Source organism: Acinetobacter sp. FDAARGOS_559, from assembly GCF_003940475.1.
GTDB classification, from domain to species: domain Bacteria; phylum Pseudomonadota; class Gammaproteobacteria; order Pseudomonadales; family Moraxellaceae; genus Acinetobacter; species Acinetobacter baumannii.
In genome coordinates this window covers 1422022-1443829 of sequence record NZ_RKJG01000005.1, presented here as the reverse complement: position 1 = coordinate 1443829, position 21808 = coordinate 1422022, and the positions used below count along the sequence as shown (strand labels likewise).

9 protein-coding genes are annotated in these 21808 nt (G+C 40.6%); 8 read left to right on the top strand and 1 reads right to left on the bottom strand.

All coding sequences use genetic code 11. The annotated features are described in order from the left end of the window. Positions 1–17: 17 nt before the first annotated feature. The 8 genes from brxC to EGS71_RS08315 all read left to right on the top strand — a co-directional run bounded on the left by brxC (position 18) and on the right by EGS71_RS08315 (position 20763). Positions 18–3698, top strand: a complete 3681-nt coding sequence (gene brxC / locus EGS71_RS08350; RefSeq protein ID WP_002010901.1) for a BREX system P-loop protein BrxC — start codon at positions 18–20, stop codon at positions 3696–3698. A 46-nt stretch (positions 3699–3744) separates the two neighbouring features. After that, positions 3745–7278, top strand: a complete 3534-nt coding sequence (pglX, locus tag EGS71_RS08345; protein WP_002010858.1) for a BREX-1 system adenine-specific DNA-methyltransferase PglX — start codon at positions 3745–3747, stop codon at positions 7276–7278. Further along, positions 7278–9215: a DUF262 domain-containing protein gene (locus EGS71_RS08340; RefSeq protein WP_002010861.1), complete on the top strand. Its 1938-nt coding sequence runs from the start codon at positions 7278–7280 to the stop codon at positions 9213–9215. The genes pglX and EGS71_RS08340 overlap by 1 nt, the downstream gene beginning before the upstream one ends. Beyond that, entirely contained in the window at positions 9212–11836 is a 2625-nt protein-coding gene (gene pglZ / locus EGS71_RS08335; RefSeq protein WP_002011041.1) for a BREX-1 system phosphatase PglZ type A, read from the top strand. The genes EGS71_RS08340 and pglZ overlap by 4 nt, the downstream gene beginning before the upstream one ends. Before the next feature lie 29 nt (positions 11837–11865). Next, positions 11866–13905: a protease Lon-related BREX system protein BrxL gene (gene brxL, locus EGS71_RS08330; RefSeq protein WP_002010967.1), complete on the top strand. Its 2040-nt coding sequence runs from the start codon at positions 11866–11868 to the stop codon at positions 13903–13905. A gap of 63 nt (positions 13906–13968) precedes the next feature. Beyond that, a complete protein-coding gene (locus tag EGS71_RS08325) occupies positions 13969–18699 on the top strand; it encodes an AAA domain-containing protein (protein WP_002010669.1) in 4731 nt (1576 codons plus the stop codon). Positions 18700–19021: 322 nt separating this feature from the next. After that, positions 19022–19678 carry a DUF4433 domain-containing protein gene (locus EGS71_RS08320; protein WP_000233088.1) on the top strand — a complete coding sequence of 219 codons (657 nt, stop codon included), beginning with the start codon at positions 19022–19024 and terminating at the stop codon, positions 19676–19678. Next, positions 19678–20763 carry a macro domain-containing protein gene (locus tag EGS71_RS08315; RefSeq protein ID WP_002010576.1) on the top strand — a complete coding sequence of 362 codons (1086 nt, stop codon included), beginning with the start codon at positions 19678–19680 and terminating at the stop codon, positions 20761–20763. The genes EGS71_RS08320 and EGS71_RS08315 overlap by 1 nt, the downstream gene beginning before the upstream one ends. 425 nt (positions 20764–21188) lie before the next feature. On the opposite strand, the gene EGS71_RS08310 is transcribed toward EGS71_RS08315, so the two are convergent. Further along, positions 21189–21719, bottom strand: coding sequence for an SgcJ/EcaC family oxidoreductase (locus EGS71_RS08310; RefSeq protein ID WP_000398200.1), 531 nt, complete (start codon positions 21717–21719; stop codon positions 21189–21191). Positions 21720–21808: the final 89 nt, after the last annotated feature.

Genomic DNA, 21808 nt, shown 5'->3' with positions numbered 1-21808 from the left:
CGGGGGAATGAATTGAGATGAACATTAAAGAACTTTTTTACAAGCCATTAGATCGTGCGATAAACGGGGTGGTCAAGGCAGACCAGAATGACAATACTACGGTATATCAGGAACTCGATGAATACGTGGTCACCAATGAGCTGGAAAAGCATTTTCGGGACTTTTTCCAGTCTTATGGCACAGACCTGAGCGATCCTTCCATTGCCAACCGAGTCGGTGTGTGGATTTCAGGTTTCTTTGGTTCAGGTAAATCACACTTCCTGAAAACCTTATCGTATATTCTGGCCAATAAAGTGGCACGTGACGCGGAAGGTAACGAACGCAGTGCTGCAGAATTCTTTGATGAAAGCAAAATCCGGGATGCGTTTATCCGTGCGGATATTGGCAAGGCCGTTAGCCATCATGCCGATGTCATCCTATTTAACATCGACAGTAAAGCCAGCTCCAATGATGATGGCAATCCGATTCTGAATGTGTTTTTACGCGTGTTTAACGAATATCAGGGGTTTAGTGCTGACCATCCACATATTGCCCATATGGAACGTCACCTGAGTCAGAAAGGTGTGTATGAGCGCTTTAAACAGGCGTTTGAGGAATCCAGCGGCATGTCCTGGCTAGAGGAGCGTGACGGCTATCAGTTCTATCAGGATGATGTCGAAACCGCGATTTCTCAAGCCCTCAACTTATCTGCTGAAGCTGCGCATAAATGGTTTGAGGATTCTGAGCAGACCTTTAGTGTTTCGGTGGAAAACTTCTGTCAGTGGGTGAAAGAATACCTGGACAGCAAAGGACCCCAGCAACGCATGTTGTTCTTGGTTGATGAAGTGGGGCAGTTTATTGGCAGTGATACCCGCTTGATGCTGACACTGCAAACCATTACTGAAAACTTGGGTACGATCTGTAAAGGCCGCGCTTGGATTATCGTCACCTCGCAGGCAGACATCGATGCTGTTTTAGGTGAGATGTCTTCTTCAAAAGCCAATGACTTCTCCAAGATTGCTGGACGTTTTAAAACCCGTTTATCACTGTCAAGTTCCAATACCGATGAAGTCATCCAGAAACGTTTATTACGTAAAACCCCAGAAGCAGAAGCATTGCTCAGATCGGTGTTTGAGCAAAAGGGCGATATCTTAAAAAATCAGATTACCTTTGACCGTTCAGGCCCAACCCTCAAGAACTATGAGGGGCCAGACAGTTTTATTCATAACTATCCTTTTGCGCCGTACCATTTCCAGCTGGTGCAAAAAGTATTTGAAGAAATCCGTAAAGTCGGTGCGACTGGTGCACATCTGGCCTATGGTGAACGGTCCATGCTGGATGCGTTCCAGATGGCCGCGAATGCGATTGCCACCGATGAAGTCGGTGCCCTGGTTCCTTTCCACCGCTTCTATACTTCAGTCGAAGGCTTCCTGGATACTGCAGTGAAGCGTACCATCGACCAGGCAGGGCAGAATAAGACCCTGGATGGTTTTGATGTGCAGATGCTGCGTACCCTGTTCATGATCCGCTATGTCGATATCATCAAAGGTACGCTGGATAACCTGGTGACTTTATCGATTGAGAAAATTGATGAAGATAAGCTGGCATTGCGCAAGCGGATTGAAGAGAGCCTGCAGCGTCTAGAAAAAGAGAGCCTGATTACGAGGAATGGCGATGAGTTCCTGTTCCTGACCAATGAAGAGCGGGACATTACCCGCAAAATTAAAGCCACTGACTTAGCAGCTTCAGAAGAAAATAAAGAGTTAGCCAACCTGATCTTTAAAGATTTACTGCGCGATCAGAACAAATACCGCCATCAAGCCAACAAGATGGACTATCAGATTGGTCGTTTTCTGGATGGTCATAGCCTGGATGGCAAGTATGAGAGCGATTTGAAAGTTGAAATCATTTCTCCACTGGATACGGAATACAACCTCTACACTGAAGCTTACTGTATTGGTAAAAGTACTCAGGCCGAAGGACAAGTGCTGTTTAAACTGGCAGATGATAAACAGTTCTTTAATGAACTGCGCACCTGGCTGAAAACCAATAAATTCATCCGCTTAAATGATGATGGCACTCAGTCCGATATCACCCGTATTCTGGCAGACCGTGGTCCTGAGAATCAGGAGCGTAAAAAACGTCTGCGTGTCCGGGTCGAAGAAATGTTGCTGGAGGCGGAAAGTTATGCCTTGGGGCAACATCTACAACTTTCATCTTCAAGTCCAACCACCAAGCTGGATGAGGCTTGTCGTTATTTGCTGGAAAACACTTATACCAAACTGAGCTATTTGCAGGTCTATCAGCAGGATGCCTGGCGTGAACTGAACGCCGTCTTGACTGTGGATGATATGGCGCAGCTCGGATTGTCTCTGGATGGCGGTCAGAGCAATCCGAAAGCCCTACAGGAAGTGGAACAGTACATTGCACTACGGGCCACCGGTACAGAGCGTATTCTAGTCTCAGATGTGATAGACCGTTTTGCCAAACGCCCTTATGGCTGGCCAGATGCCGAGATTTTATTGCTGGTAGGTCAGCTGGCGGCAATTGGGCGGATTTCACTGCAGTTAAATGGCGGCAGCTTACAGTTAAAAGATGCCTTTGAGCCCTTACAAAACAGCCGCCGTCGCCGTGATGTTTCCATTATTAAAAAGCGCCAGACTGATGATCAGGTCTTGAAACAGGCACGCCAACTGACCCAAGACCTATTCTCGGCGATGGGACCAGCGACAGAGAAAGAGCTGTTTGAATTCTATACCCAACATTTTAAAAACTGGTTAGCCAACTTTAAGTCGTACAAAAGCAAAACTGATGTCGGGCAGTTCCCGGGCAAGAAAGTGATTGAAAAATCGATTCTGACTTTGGAGCGCTTGCTGGCCAATAGCGACAGCTTCGATTTCTTTAAAGCCGTGGTTGAGAACAAGGACGACTATCTGGATCTGGAAGAAGACTACCGTGATATTCATGAATTCTTTAGCAACCAGATGCCGAGCTGGCAGCAACTACAGCAAGCCTTACGTCATTTTGAGAAAAACAAACAGGCGCTGGGCAGTGATGATGTGGCAAAAAAAGCCCTCTCCGAATTACACCGTATTTCGACCCTTGAATCGCCCTATGGCCTGTTAAATAAAGTGGCTGATTTGGTTCGCACAGTGGAAAGCGTCAATGAGCAATTGCTGACTGAGAAGCGCAATCAAGCGATAGAACACATTGATGACAAGATCAAGCAGTTAGAAGCCGAGATTAAAAACAGTGGCATTGCTAGCGCTGAGCTGAGTAACAAGCTATTACGCCCACTACAACTGCTGAAAGCAGATATTGAAGTGGAAAGCAGCCTATCCACCATCTATATGCTGCAAACCCAAACCGCCGTGGAGCGTTTTGATGAAGCCTTGTATGAGTTGGAAAGCGAAGTTCAGGCGGAAATTCAGCGTCAGGCCAAAGCAGCACAACTGGCTCAGAGCAAAGCAGAGAGTGTAACCAACACTGCAACCACCTCCAGCCCAGCTACATCAACACCTGCTGTGAGTCCGGTACAGCCTGCGACAGCCGTAGTGCCACCGAAACCTGTTGTCGAAGTCGATGTCGCCAGCATTTACAGCAAAACCTCCAGTAGTGTCTATCTGGAAACAGAAGAATCAGTGGATCAGTTTGTAGACGCACTCAAAGCTGAACTGAAAAAAATCGTGAGTGATAAAAAGCGTGTGCGTATCCGCTAACAGGGCTTAGGGATATCGGCATCAGTCATTAATTAAAGGTTTAAAGATGAATACCAGTAATATTAAAAAATACGCACCGCAAGCACGTAACGACTTTATCGCAGCGATGCGCAAGCAAGCGGCCAAATATGGCATCACCGCAGACCGCATTTTACCGGCAGAACAGAAAGGCGACTTGCTGCTGATTGGCGATCAGGTTTTTCCGCTATCAGTCATGAAACCACGTGACAAGCTGATCAAACGCATTCAAACCAGCAGTTTTGAGCAGACGATTGATTATATCGCTTATAGCTGGTTTAACCGTCTTTGTGCGATTCGCTACATGGAATGCAAAGGCTTACTGGATCATGGTCGCCGTGTACTGAGCAGTGCCGATGGTAGTGCAGGCTTGCCACAGATTTTGGAAGAATGTCTGGATATTGAGCTACCGGGTTTAAATGCCAGTCGTGTGGCTGAACTCAAACTGGATGGCAATAAAGACGAAGAACTGTATCGGGAAGTGTTACTGGCCCAATGTCATGCATTAAACCAAGTGATGCCACTGCTGTTCGAACAGGTGTCTGATGAATCTGAACTACTATTACCTGACAATTTGACCAAAACCGATTCTTTGATTCGTGATCTGGTCAGCAGCATTCCGGAAGAGGATTGGTCGGATGTGCAAATTATTGGCTGGTTGTATCAGTTCTATATTTCTGAAAAGAAAGATCAGGTGATTGGTAAAGTCGTCAAAAGTGAAGACATTCCTGCAGCAACCCAACTCTTCACCCCAAACTGGATTGTGAAATATTTGGTACAGAACAGTGTGGGCCGTCTATGGATGATGGCACATCCAGAAAGTACCCTATCCATTGATTGGGAATACTATATTCAGCCAGCGGAACAAAGTGATGAAGTTAATGCACAACTGAAACAGCTGATTGATGTACGGATCAGTGAAGATGGCGATACTTTAAACCCTGAAAGTATTACGGTGCTGGATCCGGCCTGTGGTTCGGGGCATATTTTGGTGGAAGCCTATGATTGCCTAAAAGCGATTTATTTGGAACGGGGTTACCGTAGCCGTGATATTCCACGTTTGATTCTGGAAAATAACCTGTACGGCATTGATATTGATACCCGTGCAGCACAGCTCGCTAGCTTTGCGCTGTTGATGAAAGCACGTGAGGATGACCGCCGTTTATTTAGCAATCCACCGAAGCTGAATATTATTGCGCTACAAGATAGTCAGCCTGAACGTTTGGATGCATTCAGTCAGGACTTGGCAAATACCGGTCTTGCACAGGCAGATTTAAAAGAGTTACTGGGTTTATTTGAACACTCTTCGACCTTTGGTTCTTTGATCCAAATTCCTGCAGCATTCTCTCAAAAGCTACCTGAATTAGAAAGTAAGCTCAATACAGCTTTAGAATCAGGGGATATTTTTGCGCAACAGTCAGCGCAAGAGTTATTGCCTTTCGTTCAACAGGCTAAATTACTTGCTAAACAATATGATGCCGTGATTGCCAACCCGCCGTATATGGGTGGCAAAGGCATGAACACAGCATTGAAAGATTTTGCGAAAAAGAAATTCCCAGACAGCAAGTCAGATATGTTCGCAATGTTTATAGAGCGTTGCCAAGCCCTTTCTAAAATATCTGGGGAAACAGCGTTTGTAACACCTTATGTGTGGATGTTTATTTCTTCTTATGAGGAATTACGAAAAAAACTTGTTTCTCAAAATACAATTAAGTCACTCATTCAACTTGAATATAATGCGTTTGAACCAGCATGTATTCCTGTGAGCGCCTATACGATATCCAAAGCACATGTAAAAGATTATGTGGGTAGTTACATTAAGCTTTCCGATTTTAAAGGGCATGAGAACCAAGCACCAAAAACATTAGAAGCTATTCAAAATCCAAGTTGTGGTTGGTTCTTTAATGCTAAACCAGATGACTTTAATAAAATTCCAGGTAGTCCTGTGGCTTATTGGGTGAGTTCTAAGACAATTGAAACGTTTGAGGATAACAAATCTTTATCATTTTTAGCAGAACCTAAAGCTGGACTAGCTACAGGTGACAATACTAAATTTCAACGTATTTGGTTTGAAGTATCATTCCAAAATATTTCATTTAACTGTAAAAGTTGCAGTGAATCTAAAATTCTCTCATCAAAATGGTTTCCCTGCCATAGCGGTGGCGAATTCAGGAAGTGGTATGGTAATCATGAAACAGTCGTTAACTGGAAGAATGACGGCGAAGAAATTAGAAACTTTCGACATGAGGACGGGCGACAGAAATCACGTCCGCAGAATACGCAATTTTTCTTTAAGCAAGGTTTAACATGGACAAAACTAAGTTCTACTTTTTTTGCTGTTAGGTTCCGTCCACCAGGTTTTATTTTTGATGATACGGGACGTTCTGCTTTTTTTGCTCACAGCGAACATGAATTACCGACGCTAGCCGCTGTCAATTCAAAAGCTGGACAGTACTTTTTATCTATATTAAATCCTACTATGAGTTTTACTAGTGGAGATGTAGGCAAAGTTCCATTAAATTTATCTTTTGGTGATCTTCATACCTCTAGAGTAGAAAATTTAATTCAAATAGCCAAAACCGACTGGGATTCTTACGAGATATCATGGGACTTTACTCAAAACCCTGTTATCCGTACGGGGCAGCCAAACCTAGAACAAGCCTTTAATACATGGCAACAACAAAATGCTGACGCCGTGGCTGAGATGAAACGTCTGGAAGAAGAAAACAATAAGCTGTTTATTGATGCTTATGGTTTACAGGATGAGCTGACGCCAGATGTACCTGATGAACAAATCACGCTCACCCGTGCCGACCGTGAAAAAGACAGCCAGCGTTTAGTCTCTTATGCACTTGGCTGCATGATGGGACGTTATAGCCTGGACGAACCTGGCTTGATCTATGCCCATGCAGGCAATCAAGACTTTGATGCGAGTCGTTATCAAAAATTCCCAGCGGATGCTGATGGCATTATTCCACTGACCGAAATGCATTGGTTTGAAGATGATGCTACACATCGTATCCAAGAGTTCTTAACTGCAGTGTGGGGTAAAGATACACTGGATACCAATATGCAATGGCTGGCTGAAAGCTTGGATAAAAAATCCAGTGAAACGGCTGAAGACACGATTCGCCGTTACCTCGCCAGCAAGTTCTATAAAGACCACATGCAAACCTATAAAAAGCGTCCGATCTACTGGTTATTTAGCAGTGGTAAACAGGGGGCTTTCCAGGCGTTGGTGTACTTGCACCGCTATAACGAAAGTACCTTGGCGCGTATGCGTACTGAATACGTCATGCCACTGATTTCCAAAATGGCTGCCTATGCTAATTCTCTAGAAACAGCAAAAGAAAGCAGTGACTCTGCGGCTGAAATCAAACGCATCGAGAAAAAACTGCAAGATTTACATAAGCAACAAGCTGAACTGAGTAGCTTTGAAGAAAAACTGCGTCACTATGCTGATCAGCGTATATCACTGGATCTAGATGATGGGGTGAAAGTGAACTACGGCAAGTTTGGGGACTTGTTGGCTGAAGTGAAAGCTGTGACGGGGGAGAAATAATGCAATTAAGAAGCCTAAATGAAATTTTTGAAAATCGACTGATTCGGATCCCTGACTATCAAAGGGGATATGCATGGCGTAAACAACAACTTAAAGATTTCTGGGAAGACTTAACCTTACTTGAAGCAGATCGCGTTCATTATACGGGGGTTATTACCTTAGAAGCAGTAGACCGTAAAACTTGGTCGAAGTGGGAAGACGATGAATGGCTGATTGATGATCTTGATTATAAGCCCTACTTTGTCGTGGATGGTCAGCAGCGATTAACGACAGCGATTATTTTAATACAGGCGATTATTGAAACCGTTCCTGAAGGAAAAAGTATCGCAAATCAGTTTGTTTCTGATTTAAAAGCAAAATTTGTTCAAAGAAAACCAACGGATGGGATTCGTGAAAGCTATATCTTTGGATATGAAAAAGATAATCCAAGTGATGAGTTTTTAAGAACTAAAATTTTTGGTTTGCAGTCTCATACTAATCAATTGCAGGAAACGCTGTATACACGCAATTTATTCAATGCAAAGAAATTCTTTAAAGAAAAGTTAGCGGAACTGAGCTTTGAAGAAATCACGGTTTTATATAAAAAATTGACGCAAAAATTGCGTTTTAACTTGTATGAAATTGATGATGAGATCGATGTATTTGTTACTTTTGAAACCATGAATAATCGTGGCAAATCCTTAACCAATTTGGAATTGCTGAAAAACCGATTGATTTATCTGTCTACATTATATCGTGACAATCAGGGGCGTTCTAAGCTTCGAAAAAATATCAATGATGCATGGAAAACCATTTATGAGTATCTAGGTAAAAATCCTGAAAAACCTTTACCAGATGATGAGTTCTTAAAAAACCATTGGATTATGTATTTCAAATACAGTCGTGATAAAGGGGATGATTATAAAAAATTCCTGTTAGATGAAAAATTTAATGCACGTTGTATCACGCATCCAAAGAATGCAGAAGACACTTTAAAAATTGAAGAGATTCAAGGGTATGTTGCGAGTCTTCAGCAGTCAGTTATGAATTGGTTCTATTTACATAATCCTTATTTTCCAATAGGAAATAGCCTTTCTGATGATGAGCAATTATGGCTAGATCGTCTAGGACGTTTGGGTTTTAATGCATTTAGACCTCTAATCTTAGCTGCTTATAATACCAATACTCCTGCAACCAAGATCTCTGAATTGCTGAAAGTTGCAGAGCGGTTTGCTTTTACTTTATTTAGTTTGAGTCAACGACGTGCCAATACAGGAGACTCAGCAATTTATGGTTTAGCACGTGAGCTTTTAACGGGGAGAAACACAATCGATGCAACGATTAATTCAATAGAGGGATTAATCACACGATTCTTTGATCCACATAACTATTTCACTTATATCGAAGACAAATACAAGTTTAGGGATGGATTCTACTCATGGAAGGGTATTCGTTATTTCCTTTATGAATATGAACATTATCTCAAAGAGAAAGGAAAGAATCCTACAACCAAATTAATGTGGAATGAGTTTACTGAAAGCTTGGAGGGTTATGTAACTTTAGAGCATATCTATCCACAAAAAGATACAGATCCATACTGGGTTAGTAAATTTGGCCATCTTGATGGGCAACAACGAAAATGGCTTACACATTCTTTAGGTAACTTATTGCCATTATCTCGTTCAAAAAATTCTTCATTACAAAATGACAGTTTTGATTTAAAGAAAAATAATGACGAAGGTATTGGATATTACAATGGATCTGTTTCGGAAAATGAAGTCAATCTTAAGAATGATTGGACACCACAAGAAATCTTAGAACGAGGTCTAGAGCTACTTCGTTTTATGGAGGAAAGATGGGACGTTCAATTAGGAGATGAAGCATTTAAACGAAAACTACTTCACCTTGATAGTATCCAGATATTTGTTCCTCAAGATCAAAAAGAGGTAGTTGCATGAATCTGGATCAATTACAAAAAGGTCTGGAACAGGCTTTCTACACTGAAAAACATCGAATTGTCTTCTGGTACGATGCGGAACAGTCATTTACTGAAGAAATCAAAGCCCTAGAGCTAAATGATGTCCAGATTCTGAATATGGCAGAAGAGTCGAGTCTGGCGATCAAGCTCAAACTGGAACTGCAAGATCAGCAGGGCAAATACCTGCTGTATTTCCCAAGTGCTGAGCCTGAAACCGAAAAAGACTGGTTACTGGACATCAAGCTCTATTCACGCAGCTTCTATGCCGATCGTTTCTCGATTATTTTCAATGAGCTGGGTTTACAGCAGCAGAGTCTAAGAGAACATCTGGCCAAACGTGAAGAATTCCTCAAAGCCAAAGCTCGTCTGAGTACATTGAAACGCTATATCCAGCCTGATGCAGATGAACAGAATCTGGATATGGCCATGATTGCAGCTGTGGTCAAGGCTGACAGTGCCGAACTCATGCATATCGTTCTGGCACTGGCAGATGAAATGGTACAGCAGAACCTGGCTCTGGAAGTCAATCCAGAATCCTTTGCTGAACTGGAAAAGTTCCAACTAGTGCCGGCTTTAGTTACCGCATTACAGGCGGAAATTGGTTATCCAGCATCGGTTGAGGAGCTGAATGGGGAAACACAGTTCAAGCTCGGTACATTCTTTATCCGGTTAATGACCACAGGTTTCTGTGAAAGCTTGGGCGATGTACCGGTATGGGCCCAGGAACTGGTGATGTCTTCTGTCAGTTCCCGTGCAACAGCCAGAGCCTTTTTGTCGCGCTGGAGAGACAGTTCTAAATACTACCCAACCTTCGATACACTCTCCCAGACCGTGGCCAATGCACTGCGGATCCAGGAGAAGGTCGGGACTTTTGATCTGGAGCAGCTGCTCGATGTCATGACCTTTGAAGTGATTGAACAAAAGATCATTGTTGATTTGGCCAGTCATATCCCCGCAGTAGCCAAAGCTGAACTGGAACATTTCAGAACGATTATTTCTACCCGTCTGGATGGCTATTGGGCTTCCAAACATAAGGACGATGCAACCCGCCGTAAATATCGCACTGTCTATACAGCGTTGCAGTCAGCGATTGAGCTCTTCAGCCTGCGACTGCAGTTTGATTCTGGGTTTTATTTCGACTCTAGCGAAGCCTTGTATAAAGCCTACGAGCAGGAGTTGTATCGCTTTGATATGGCCTATCGCCACTACAGTGCAGCCTCGCAACGAGCTCATGTCGATATTCTCAAAAAACTCGATGAAGAAATCGAAAATTGTTATTCCTACTGGTTTATCGATCACCTGGCACGCAACTGGGGTGAGCGGATTGAAGCAGAGCAACGTCTGAATGTCTGGAAAATGGCGGATATCCCAAATCAGCAGAACTTCTATGATACCCATGTCAGACCTTTGCTTAATTCTCCAACTAAACGCCGTATTGTGGTGATCATCAGTGATGCTTTCCGCTATGAAGCTGCAGTAGAGCTGTGTGATCGTATCAATGAAAAGCGTTATTCAGAAGCGACTTTGTCTTCACAGCTGGGAGTGGTGCCAAGTTACACCACACTCGGCATGGCCTCATTACTGCCACACCAGACTTTGGAGTACAAAGAGAGTGCAGGGGATGATGTTTTAGTAGATGGGCAGTCCAGCAAAGGGACTGCAGCACGATCCAAAATTCTGGCTGCCTATAATGGATTGGCAGTAACCGCTGAAATGGTAAAAGGCTGGTCGCGTGATGAAGGCCGTGAAGCGCTGAAAGACCATGAGCTGATTTACGTTTATCACAACGTGATTGATGCACGCGGTGACAGCGCCTCGACAGAATCAGAAACCTTTATGGCGGTGGAACATGCCATTGAAGAGCTGACCGAACTCAGCCGCAAAATTTTAATGCACTTCAATATTTCCACCCTGTTGATTACAGCCGACCATGGCTTCTTGTTCCAGCAAAGTAAACTGGAATCTGTGGATCGTTCAAGCTTGACTGAAAAACCTACCAATACATTGAAGAGCAAAAAACGCTATGTGATTGGGCATGGTTTACCAGAGAGCAAGGAAGCCTGGAAAGGCTCAACCCAAGCTACGGCAGGCACACTATCTGCGACTGATTTCTGGATTCCAAAAGGGGCGAACCGTTTCCATTTTGTAGGAGGCTCACGTTTTGTGCATGGCGGCATCATGCCTCAGGAAATTGTGGTGCCGGTACTGACGGTAAAACAGCTACGTGGTGAAAAGGCTGGACAGCGGACCAAGCGTAAAGTTGAGGTCATTTCTACCAAATCCACGCTGAAGATGGTCAATAACATCCAGAAGTTTGATTTGATGCAAACTGAAGCTGTCAGTGAGCTGGTCATGCCAGTGACTTTATCCATTGCCATTTATGATGGGGATCTCAAAGTTTCCAGTGAAGAAACTTTGACTTTTGATAGCAGTACCGACTCTGTTGCCGATCGGGTCAAACAGGTCAGATTGTCATTGTCTGGCACTGATTTTGACCGTAAGAAAGATTACTTCCTAGTACTGAAGGACAAAGACCTGAATATCGAGATGCAGCGCTATAAGGTCACCATTGATCTGGCATTTACCGATGACTTCTTCTGATAACGAATTAACGATAGAGCGTAGCCTACATGGAATCTGCTAACGATAAAGAACTGGATCAGCTGCTGAATGAACACTTTGCTGGGCGGGTGGTACGTAAGGATCTGACTAAACTGATCAAAGAAGGGGCTAACGTTCCTGTCTATGTACTCGAATACCTGCTAGGGATGTATTGTGCCTCGGATGATCCTGAGATCATTGAGCAGGGACTACGTAACGTAAAGACCGTGCTGGCAGAGAACTATGTACGACCTGATGAAGCGGAGAAAGTAAAATCCCTGGTTCGTGAACGTGGCAGTTATAAGGTCATTGATCGGGTGACCGTAAAGCTGAATGAGCGTAAAGACAAATACGAAGCCTCTTTCAGTAATCTAGGTATTAAAGATGCTGAGATTTCGGCAGGCATCGTCAAAGAGTATGAAAAATTACTCGTTGGTGGTATCTGGGTGATTGCAACACTCAGTTATTATTTTGATGAAGGACAGTCAAATTCTCCATTTGGTGTGAGCCTACTCAAGCCGATTCAAATGCCGAATATGAATATGGATGAACTCTTCAGCGGCAGAGCAGCATTAAGCACTGATCAGTGGCGCGAGAGTTTAATCCGTTCGATTGGTATGGAACCAGCTTCTTTAAGAGAGGACGTTCAATGGCACCTATTAGCGCGTATGGTTCCGTTCGTTGAAAATAACTATAACGTTTGTGAACTGGGACCACGCGGTACTGGGAAAAGTCATATTTATAAAGAATGTTCACCGAATAGCATTTTAGTCTCTGGTGGACAAACGACTGTCGCCAACCTGTTCTATAACATGAGTAGTCGCCGTATTGGTCTGGTTGGCTTATGGGATGTGGTGGCCTTTGATGAAGTCGCTGGTATTTCCTTTAAGGATAAAGATGGCGTACAGATCATGAAAGACTACATGGCCTCAGGATCTTTTGCACGTGGTCGTGAACAGATGGAGGCCTCGGCTTCGATGGTTTTTGTGGGGAATATCAACCAGAGTGTTGAGTCCTTGGTCAAAACCAGCCATCTATTGGTACCTTTCCCTGAAGCCATGATCGATTCAGCATTCTTCGATCGTTTTCATGCATATATTCCAGGTTGGGAAATTCCGAAGATGCGCCCGGAGTTTTTCACCAACCGTTATGGCCTGATCGTTGATTATCTGGCTGAATTCTTCCGGGAAATGCGCAAGCGTAGCTTTGCCGACTCGATTGAAAAGTACTTCAAGTTGGGAAATAACCTGAATCAACGCGATGTGATTGCGGTTCGTAAGACTGTATCTGGTTTGATGAAGCTGCTCTACCCCCACGGGCAGTTTAACAAAGAAGATGTGCGTCAATGTTTGGAATACGCCCTTCAGGTGCGTCGTCGAGTCAAAGAACAGCTGAAAAAAATAGGTGGCATGGAATTCTATGACGTGCATTTCAGCTATATCGACAATGACACACTTGAAGAGCACTTTGTTTCAGTAAAAGAGCAGGGTGGTGGGGGGCTGATTCTCGAAGGTCCTGCTAAACCAGGTTTTCTGTATACCATCGGACTCAGTAATAAGGGCATGCCAGGCTTATACCGCCTAGAATTGCAAGTCACCAAAGGTTCAGGAAAATTGGCAACATCTGGTTTATGGAATTCAAGTAGCGCAAAAGAACAAGTTAAAATTGCTTTTGATTACTTTAAAGCCAATGCAAATCGGATATCAGGTGGAAGTAAGGTACTTGAACATGATTTCCATCTACATGTAGTTGAATTGCAAAATACTGGTCCACTTAGCCATCTTGCCCTCCCAAGTTTAGTGGCTTTTGCATCTGGCTTGTTAGGACGATCGGTACAAAGCCAGATGGTCGTGCTCGGTGATATGAGTCTAGGTGGTTCTGTGACACCAGTGGAAAGTATTGCTGAATGTCTTCAGGTTGCTTTTGATGCTGGTGCCAAGAAGGTTGCTTTACCAATGAGTAGTGCGGCAGATATCCCCACGATTCCTGTAGAATTGTTTACCAAGTTCCAGACCAGTTTCTACGCGGATCCTGTGGATGCGGTATTCAAAGCTTTAGGTGTGGATTGAATTTATTCTGTATAAATCAATTAAAGAGAAAAGCTTTTGAAATGATTAGGAAATATGAATCACATGAAGGATTTAATAACAGCTATTTTGGTTAAACAGCCCAAACTCACTGCTAGAGAAATTGCCAAAATTATTGGTATTGAAAAGAAAGAAGTGAATGCTTTCTTATATCAAAATAAAGATATCTTTTCACAAGATGAAGCCTTTTGTTGGTCTTTAGCTATAATCCCGTCAGTTAAAAATTTAGAAAGACCAATGATGAACTCTGAACTTGAATTAAATGATATTGTTAAAAACAAACTAATTCAATTGTTGGATTATGTATCCCATCAAGCTGAGGATACTCAAAAAATTCAATATGAAATGAGTGGTAATAGATTTTATTCTCATGATCTAGAAAAACTGCGTGGCTTAAAAATTCTGAATGATGACGATTGGTGGTTCCAAATTGAACGATTACAGCTTCAATCGGTGCCGAAACCATCTCAAATACTCTCCTCCTACATTCATGTTGATGCCGAAAAAGAACCCACTGTTAATTTTTCTAGTTTAAATAAGATTGTATCTTTCAAAAAAGTTCATCAATTCCGCTTGCCCTACAGTAGCGTGGCATGTGATTTGATTACTAAAATTGACATACTTCAGAAGCTGTTCAAAGAATTCGAAAGCTATCAAAATATTTGGGAAGATTGGAAACAAAATAACGATGAGATTAAAAAATCTATTGTTGTTTATGACAAATTATTCTCATGGAATACAGCGATTAATTTAGGTGGAACAGGTGATGGTGAGGAAATTGTCGCAGGCTTTGGTTTAGTTGACTGGGTACTTCCAACGACTCAAAAATCTTATTCATATCCTCTTATGACTATCCCGTTAGAAATGGAGATAGAAAAAAATGGATTAATACGTGTAGGTGCCAAAGATACACGTGCCAATATAGAAATGGATGCCATCTTATTAGAGGATGATCTGCCTACTTCAGGACAAGTAAAATTAGCTTTAAAAGAAAACTTAAATAATGGTCGCTCATTACAACTATTTGAAGGGGAAACTTACTCTGATCTAGTTGAAGCATTCGTTGCGAATATTTTTTCAAGAGGAGTAATTATTGAGGCAGAAAATAGGGCTATACCATCTAAAAATCTAGCGGTGACATTAACATCTGTATTGTTTAGTCGTCCAAAAAGAAATTCTATTTTAAGTGATGACATTGAGTTATTGAAAACTAAACTTAATGATCCTTCAGTGGCTATACCTGAACAACCTTTATCGTTAGTGACAGAATTAAAAAGCGATATTAATCAAAAAGAGACTTACAGTTTTAGGGGGCGTTCTGGTACCGAAGGATTCGGATCAAAAGTTGAAGAACTTTATTTCCCGCTCCCTTATAACAAAGAACAAATTACTATTGTCCAGAATCTGCTAACCAGCAGTGGTGTAGTGGTGCAAGGTCCACCAGGTACAGGTAAAACACATAGTATTGCCAATATTATTTGTCACTATTTGGCAAATGGTAAAAAAGTACTAGTAACTGCACAGCAGTCACATGTCCTTAAAACGGTACATGAAAAGATTCCTGATGAATTAAAGCCTTTGGTGGTCAGTCGAATTGGTTCAAGCAAAGAAAGTAAAAATCAGCTTGAATCTTCAATCGATTTGATCGTGCAAAAAATTACTCAGATGAATGTTGCAGAAGTTCGAAAAACGATCGAGGTTCTAAAACAACAAATAGATCATAACCATCATGAAATGGCATTAATTGATCGAGAAATATATAACTTTGCAGAAAAGCATTATCAGAATATTGAGGTAGATGGTAATAAAAAATTACCTATGGATATCGTGAAAACGGTATTAGAAAGTAGAGCATCTTACGAATGGTTTAACGATCAATTAACTTTAGAGAATAAAGACCAGTTTCCTTTTTCCCAGATTGAGTTGATTCAACTGAGAGACTCAAGGAAGAAAATAGGTATAGATTTACCATTCATAAATTATGGTCCTCTGCCAGTTCCTGAGAGATTATTAGATTCGACCAGTCTAAAGAAATTAAGTGAATTCTTAAAAGAAAAGGATGAGATTGAGGAATTCTTAAAGAAAAATGACCAACATATTTTCAAGGAAATTACTTCTGAAGTAGAAATTAATGAGCTAAGAGATTGGTTAAAGATTTATTTGGAAGATCTAAACCTTGTTCTTGATCATTCAGAACCATGGTTATTGAGTTATTTCAAAAAGATAAATTCAGAAGATAAGGGTATGGAGCTGGATATCTATACCAATCTCATTCAAGAAGTCCAATCTTTATTGGAATATAGAAAATCACTATTAACTGATCCTATAGAGCTAAATTTTGAGATACACCCAAACTCAAAAGAATATCAAGCTGTTCAACGAGCTGTTGATACAGGTAAACCATTTAATTGGTATCATTTTGGTACTGCTGAATTACAAGAACTATTTAAGTCAATTAAAGTTTCTGGAAAATATCCTGATACGGCAGATGAATGGAAAAGAGTTAAAGAATATATTGATAGAAGGCAGACTCTTAATATTTTTATGAGCAAATGGAATAGTATTGCAGCTCAATTAGACATTCCTTTAATTGAATTAAATAATCGTGGTATAGATACAATATTAAAAGAGTTCACACAGCTCATTAGCAGAACCCAAAAATGCCTGGATTTGAAAAACAAGTATTTAGATGTATTTACTGCTAATTATTTAAAAGTTTTTTGTAGGGCTAAATCTTTTGATTTCTATGGATTACCTAAAAATATTGATGACTTGATTCAATTGTTAGGTCAGAAGTTAAAAATATTTAATTTAGAAGTCTATCAACAGCAACTGTCTGATCAAATACTTTATCTGTCGGAATTTGATAATAAAATATCAAATCGGCTGCAAAAAATTGTGTCTCAGACTGATTCAGATTTGCTGTATGAAAATGAACTCAGAGAATATGCTGATCTATTAAAGCAATTGGTACATTTGAAAGATTTAACTGAAGATTTTGAAAGAGTTAAATCAGCCAGTATTAAATTGAGCCAAACAAATGCTCTGATTCTTAGTAAAGATATTCTTGAGATTCCGTACGCTGAAGAAATTGAGGATCCTGTATTACGTAATACATTGCTTGAGGCTTGGGAATGGAAACGTCTTGAGATTTTTGTAATGGACATTAGCAATACAAGTCGAATTGAAAATTTGTATGAGCGCCGTCGTATTCACGAGAAGAATCTATCTCAAAATTATGCTCAATTGGCAGCAAACAAGACGTGGTTGGCGTTAAAGGAAAATGCCTCAGATAAAATTTTAGTTGCATTACAGCGTTATAAAATTGCTGTACAACACTATGGAAAAGGGACAGGTAAGAATGCTCCACGTTATAGAAAAGATGCTCAAGTAGCCCTTAAAGAGGCAACAGCAGCTATTCCTTGCTGGGTCATGTCACATCTTCAGGTATCTGAATCTATGCCTGCTGAGTTAGGTCTCTTTGACTTAGTGATTGTGGATGAGGCATCACAATCATCAATTGACGTATTACCTGTTTTAATGCGTGCTAAAAAGTTATTAGTTGTGGGGGATAATAAGCAGGTTTCTCCAAGTAATGTCGGCCTAGCAAGTGCTCAAATTGATGTATTAAGGAATCGTTATCTACATGGCCAGCCACATGCTGCATATTTAACACCAGATATGTCTTTATACGACATGGCTTCTTCTATCTATGAGTCAAGCGTGATGCTTTTAGAGCATTTCCGCTGTCATCCTGCAATCATTAGTTATAGTAATAAAAACTTTTATGGTAACCGTATTAAGCCAATGCGACTATCGAAGAAGTCTGAGCAGTTAAGCCCAGCTTTAGTCGCAATTTATACACCGCAGGGGTATAGAGAATCTAAAAACAGCAAACATATTAACCGAATAGAAGCGAAAGCAATTATTGAGGAAATGAAGCTACTTCTTAAAGATGAACGATATGCGAATAGATCAATTGGCGTGATCTCTTTGTTAGGTCCAGCCCAGGCTGAGTTCATTCAATCAGAAGCTTTAAATGAATTTGGTGCAGGGACTCTTACGCAGGTTCAATTTGCTTGTGGGGATGCTTCAGCATTTCAGGGCGCAGAAAGAGATATTATTTTCTTATCTATGGTAGCAGATCCTGAGAATTGTCATGCTTTGAGTCGATCCGATCATGAACAGAGATTTAACGTGGCTGCAAGCCGCGCTCGTGAACGGATGTATCTTGTCCACTCCGTGAGTCGTGATCATATATCTCCAAAAGATCTAAGGCTGAATTTACTCAATCATTTTTATGATTTGCAAGAGGATCAAAAAGCGTCATTTGAAGCAAAATTAGAGTTATGTGAATCAGAGTTTGAAAAATCTGTATTCATGGTATTACATGAAATGGGATACACAGTTACTCCACAGGTTAAGGTTGGAAGCTATCGAATTGATTTAGTCGTTGAGTCCGATGGCGATCAGCGTTTAGCTGTTGAATGTGATGGTGATAGCTATCATGGGCCAGAACAATGGCATGATGATATGACTCGTCAACGTGCTTTGGAACGCGCAGGATGGACATTCTGGAGATGTTTTGCATCGAGTTGGTCAATTGAACGTGAAAACATGGTTATGTCATTAAAGGAAAAACTTGATGCAATGGGCATAAAACCTACACATGGAATGATTAGCTTAATTCAAGAGGTAGAACAAAAACTGTGGGTAGATGAAGAATCTGAAATTAATATTAAAAGTGATTTTAAGGAAGATTTATTAGAAGTTTAACTTACATATATTTTTGTTATTTGACTTTGCTTCATTACGAAGCAAAGTCAAATAATTATGCATCCAGAGTTGAGCAATTGATACATGGTAATCCCCTGAAAAATAAAAGGATGTAAAAGTAGAGTTTTCTCTTAAGATAGAAGCAGGAGATTCTGCATGAAAACATCTAAATTTACTGACAACCAAATCATGCTTATTCAAAAGTAAGCTGAATTATGCCTTACATTGGGTTCCCTCGGTTTGGAGGCATATATCAAAATTATAGAGGGAGAGCCTAAATCTATGCTATGTTTAAGCAGGCTTATTCTAATTGTAGAGCAAGATGGTTGGACGTAATTATAGTGATGTACTCAATCCGCAAAAGGCATTGATTTGGCGTATTGTGCATCGTGATAATATTCCGTGGATATTAGAAAATGGCTTACATAGCAGCAATAGTCCAACACAATGTGTAAATTGGGTTCAGATTGGCAGTCCAGAACTGATTGAGAAAAGACAACTGCATCCTGTTCCTGTAGGGAAAAAGGGTGTGCTAAGTGACTATATTCCATTTTATTTCACACCATTTTCACCTATGCTGCTGAATATAAAGAGTGGCCGTGGCGGTGTACGTCAGCGTACTAATGATGAAATTGTTATTTTAGTTTCTAGTTTGTATCAGCTACAGCAACAGCAAATTCCTTTTGTTTTTACAAATAGTCATGCCTATTACCAATGGGCTGAATTCTATACAGATTTATCTAGCTTAAATGAGATCGATTGGTCAATATTACAGGCAAGAGATTTTAAAAGAGATATGGATGATCCTGCGAAGTTTGAACGTTATCAAGCCGAAGCGTTAGTTCATCAACACTGCCCAACAAAAGTATTGATTGGGGTGATATGTTATACTGAAACAGTTAAAGCTCAAATAGAACAGTGGCTACAACAAGCAGATGTTAATATTCCTGTGCATGTGAGACAAGGGGTGTATTTCTAATGATTCGTTATACAACAGGAAACTTATTAGATGCTCCTGTAGAAGCATTGGTAAATACCGTGAATACCGTTGGTGTAATGGGTAAAGGTATTGCTTTAATGTTTAAGGAGCGTTTTCCAAAAAACATGGCAGCTTATAGTCAAGCGTGCAAAGCTGGACAGGTTACAACTGGAAAAATGTTTGTGACTGAAACTAATGAGTTAATGGGCCCACGTTGGATTATTAACTTTCCAACTAAACAGCATTGGCGGGATAAATCCAAACTCCAATGGATTGAAGATGGTTTGCAGGATCTTAAAAAGTTCATCATTGATCATCAAGTTAAATCTATTGCAATTCCACCATTAGGTGCGGGTAATGGTGGGTTAGAGTGGAGTCGTGTTAAATCAAAAATTGAGACAGAATTATCCGATTTAGAGTATGTGGATATTTTGATTTTTGAACCAACCACACAGTATCAAAACGTGGCAAAGAAAATAGGTGTATCACAACTTACGCCAGCACGAGCCATGATTGCAGAGTTAGTACGTCGTTATTGGGTATTGGGGATTGAATGTAGTCTATTAGAAATCCAAAAACTGGCATGGTTTTTACAGCGAGTTATTGAGCAAAAACAATTACCAAATGAATTGAAGCTTAATTTTCAGGCGAACTATTATGGTCCTTATGCCTCTAATTTAGATCATTTGTTGAATGCAATGGATGGTAGCTATCTCAAATCGGACAAGCGAATTCCTGATTGTGACCCCTTAGATGTGATTTGGTTCAATGATCAGCAAAAAAGTAAAGTTCAAGGTTATCTGATTAGTGAAGCAAAAGAGTATATGGCTGCTGTAGAAGGAGCTGCAACATTGATAGAGGGTTTTGAATCACCATTCGGTATGGAGCTTTTGGCAACAGTAGATTGGCTTATCTATAAGGAAGGTTATCAACCTAATGTTGAATCAATTCAGGAAGGGTTAGCGAATTGGAGTGCAGGTGAGCGTTGGGCAAGACGGAAATCTGATTTATTCAAAGCAGAGCATATTCAGTTTGCATTACAAAAGTTAGATGGTTTTGCTTATTCACATACAGATGTAAATTAAATCTTAGTATTCAACTTTTTTCTTTTTTAGGAAATAGAATGCGAAAGATTATCATGAGAAAGAGTAAGCATTGGGTAAATTTACCAAGATTTTTTACAATATTATCTGATTGTTGAAGAATTCGTATTGCAAGGTCTCTGGTGTATGATTGTTCTGATTGGCGCATAAGATTATCCTGACTCATTTGTTACTTCATGGAATAAGAGTAAAGCTGGATGAATAGTTACAAAAAAGATAGTAAAATTTTATAGTAGTAAAAATGGTAGTAAAAAATATTAATGATAAATAATTTTGTAATTAAAACAATTGATTATAACTTTAATGTGACTACCACCGCTTCCGCCAAAATTCTTAAAAAGCCCTTGTTAATGACGAGGGCTTTTTTTTATGCATATAAATTACTAAAAATATGATCGTGCTCCTTTCTATATATTTCTAAGTATGGTCTCTCCCGTACGAGGGTTCGTCAAAGTGACATTTTCTAGCGCTTGAATGTACCAAGAATGATTCTTCTTGGTGAGCACAGTAAGAATGAGAGTATCAATCTGATGAGGCCCTTGAGGATGAGCTACGCCTGCAGTGAGGCGGCTCCAAAAATGTGAAATACATATATCCTCACTCATAGGTATGAGGTCTATCAGCTCATTCTCTAGTGTTGAATCACGATAAATGGTTTCATGAATAGGTTGATGCATTGCAATAATTTCATCAACTCCTTTAACGTAGTGACCGAAACGGTTAACGAAAGTCGCCTCTTTATCAAAAAGAGCAGCAAAGGCCTGCATATCATGCTTATTCCAAGCGGTTTGAAATGCTAAAGGTATTTCTTTTGGGTTTATTATGTGTTGACTCATACCAGCACCACTGTTTAATTCTTTAAGTCCATTTTCAAATATTATAAATAAAGATACTTCGACATGCTTAAATGAAACAGGTGATCTTAGCTCGCCTTCCAAGAGTATCTTTGTTTAACCCTCACAACTCACCACACCAAATAGGGTCGGTTGAGTTATGAGGAAAGTAGATAAACAACTGCTCGCTCAAT

Bases quoted from the DNA above. Each gene is read 5' to 3' on its own strand.
- brxC (WP_002010901.1), top strand. From the start codon at position 18: ATGAACATTAAAGAACTTTTTTACAAGCCATTAGATCGTGCGATAAAC.
- pglX (WP_002010858.1), top strand. From the start codon at position 3,745: ATGAATACCAGTAATATTAAAAAATACGCACCGCAAGCACGTAACGAC.
- EGS71_RS08340 (WP_002010861.1), top strand. From the start codon at position 7,278: ATGCAATTAAGAAGCCTAAATGAAATTTTTGAAAATCGACTGATTCGG.
- pglZ (WP_002011041.1), top strand. From the start codon at position 9,212: ATGAATCTGGATCAATTACAAAAAGGTCTGGAACAGGCTTTCTACACT.
- brxL (WP_002010967.1), top strand. From the start codon at position 11,866: ATGGAATCTGCTAACGATAAAGAACTGGATCAGCTGCTGAATGAACAC.
- EGS71_RS08325 (WP_002010669.1), top strand. From the start codon at position 13,969: ATGAAGGATTTAATAACAGCTATTTTGGTTAAACAGCCCAAACTCACT.
- EGS71_RS08320 (WP_000233088.1), top strand. From the start codon at position 19,022: ATGGTTGGACGTAATTATAGTGATGTACTCAATCCGCAAAAGGCATTG.
- EGS71_RS08315 (WP_002010576.1), top strand. From the start codon at position 19,678: ATGATTCGTTATACAACAGGAAACTTATTAGATGCTCCTGTAGAAGCA.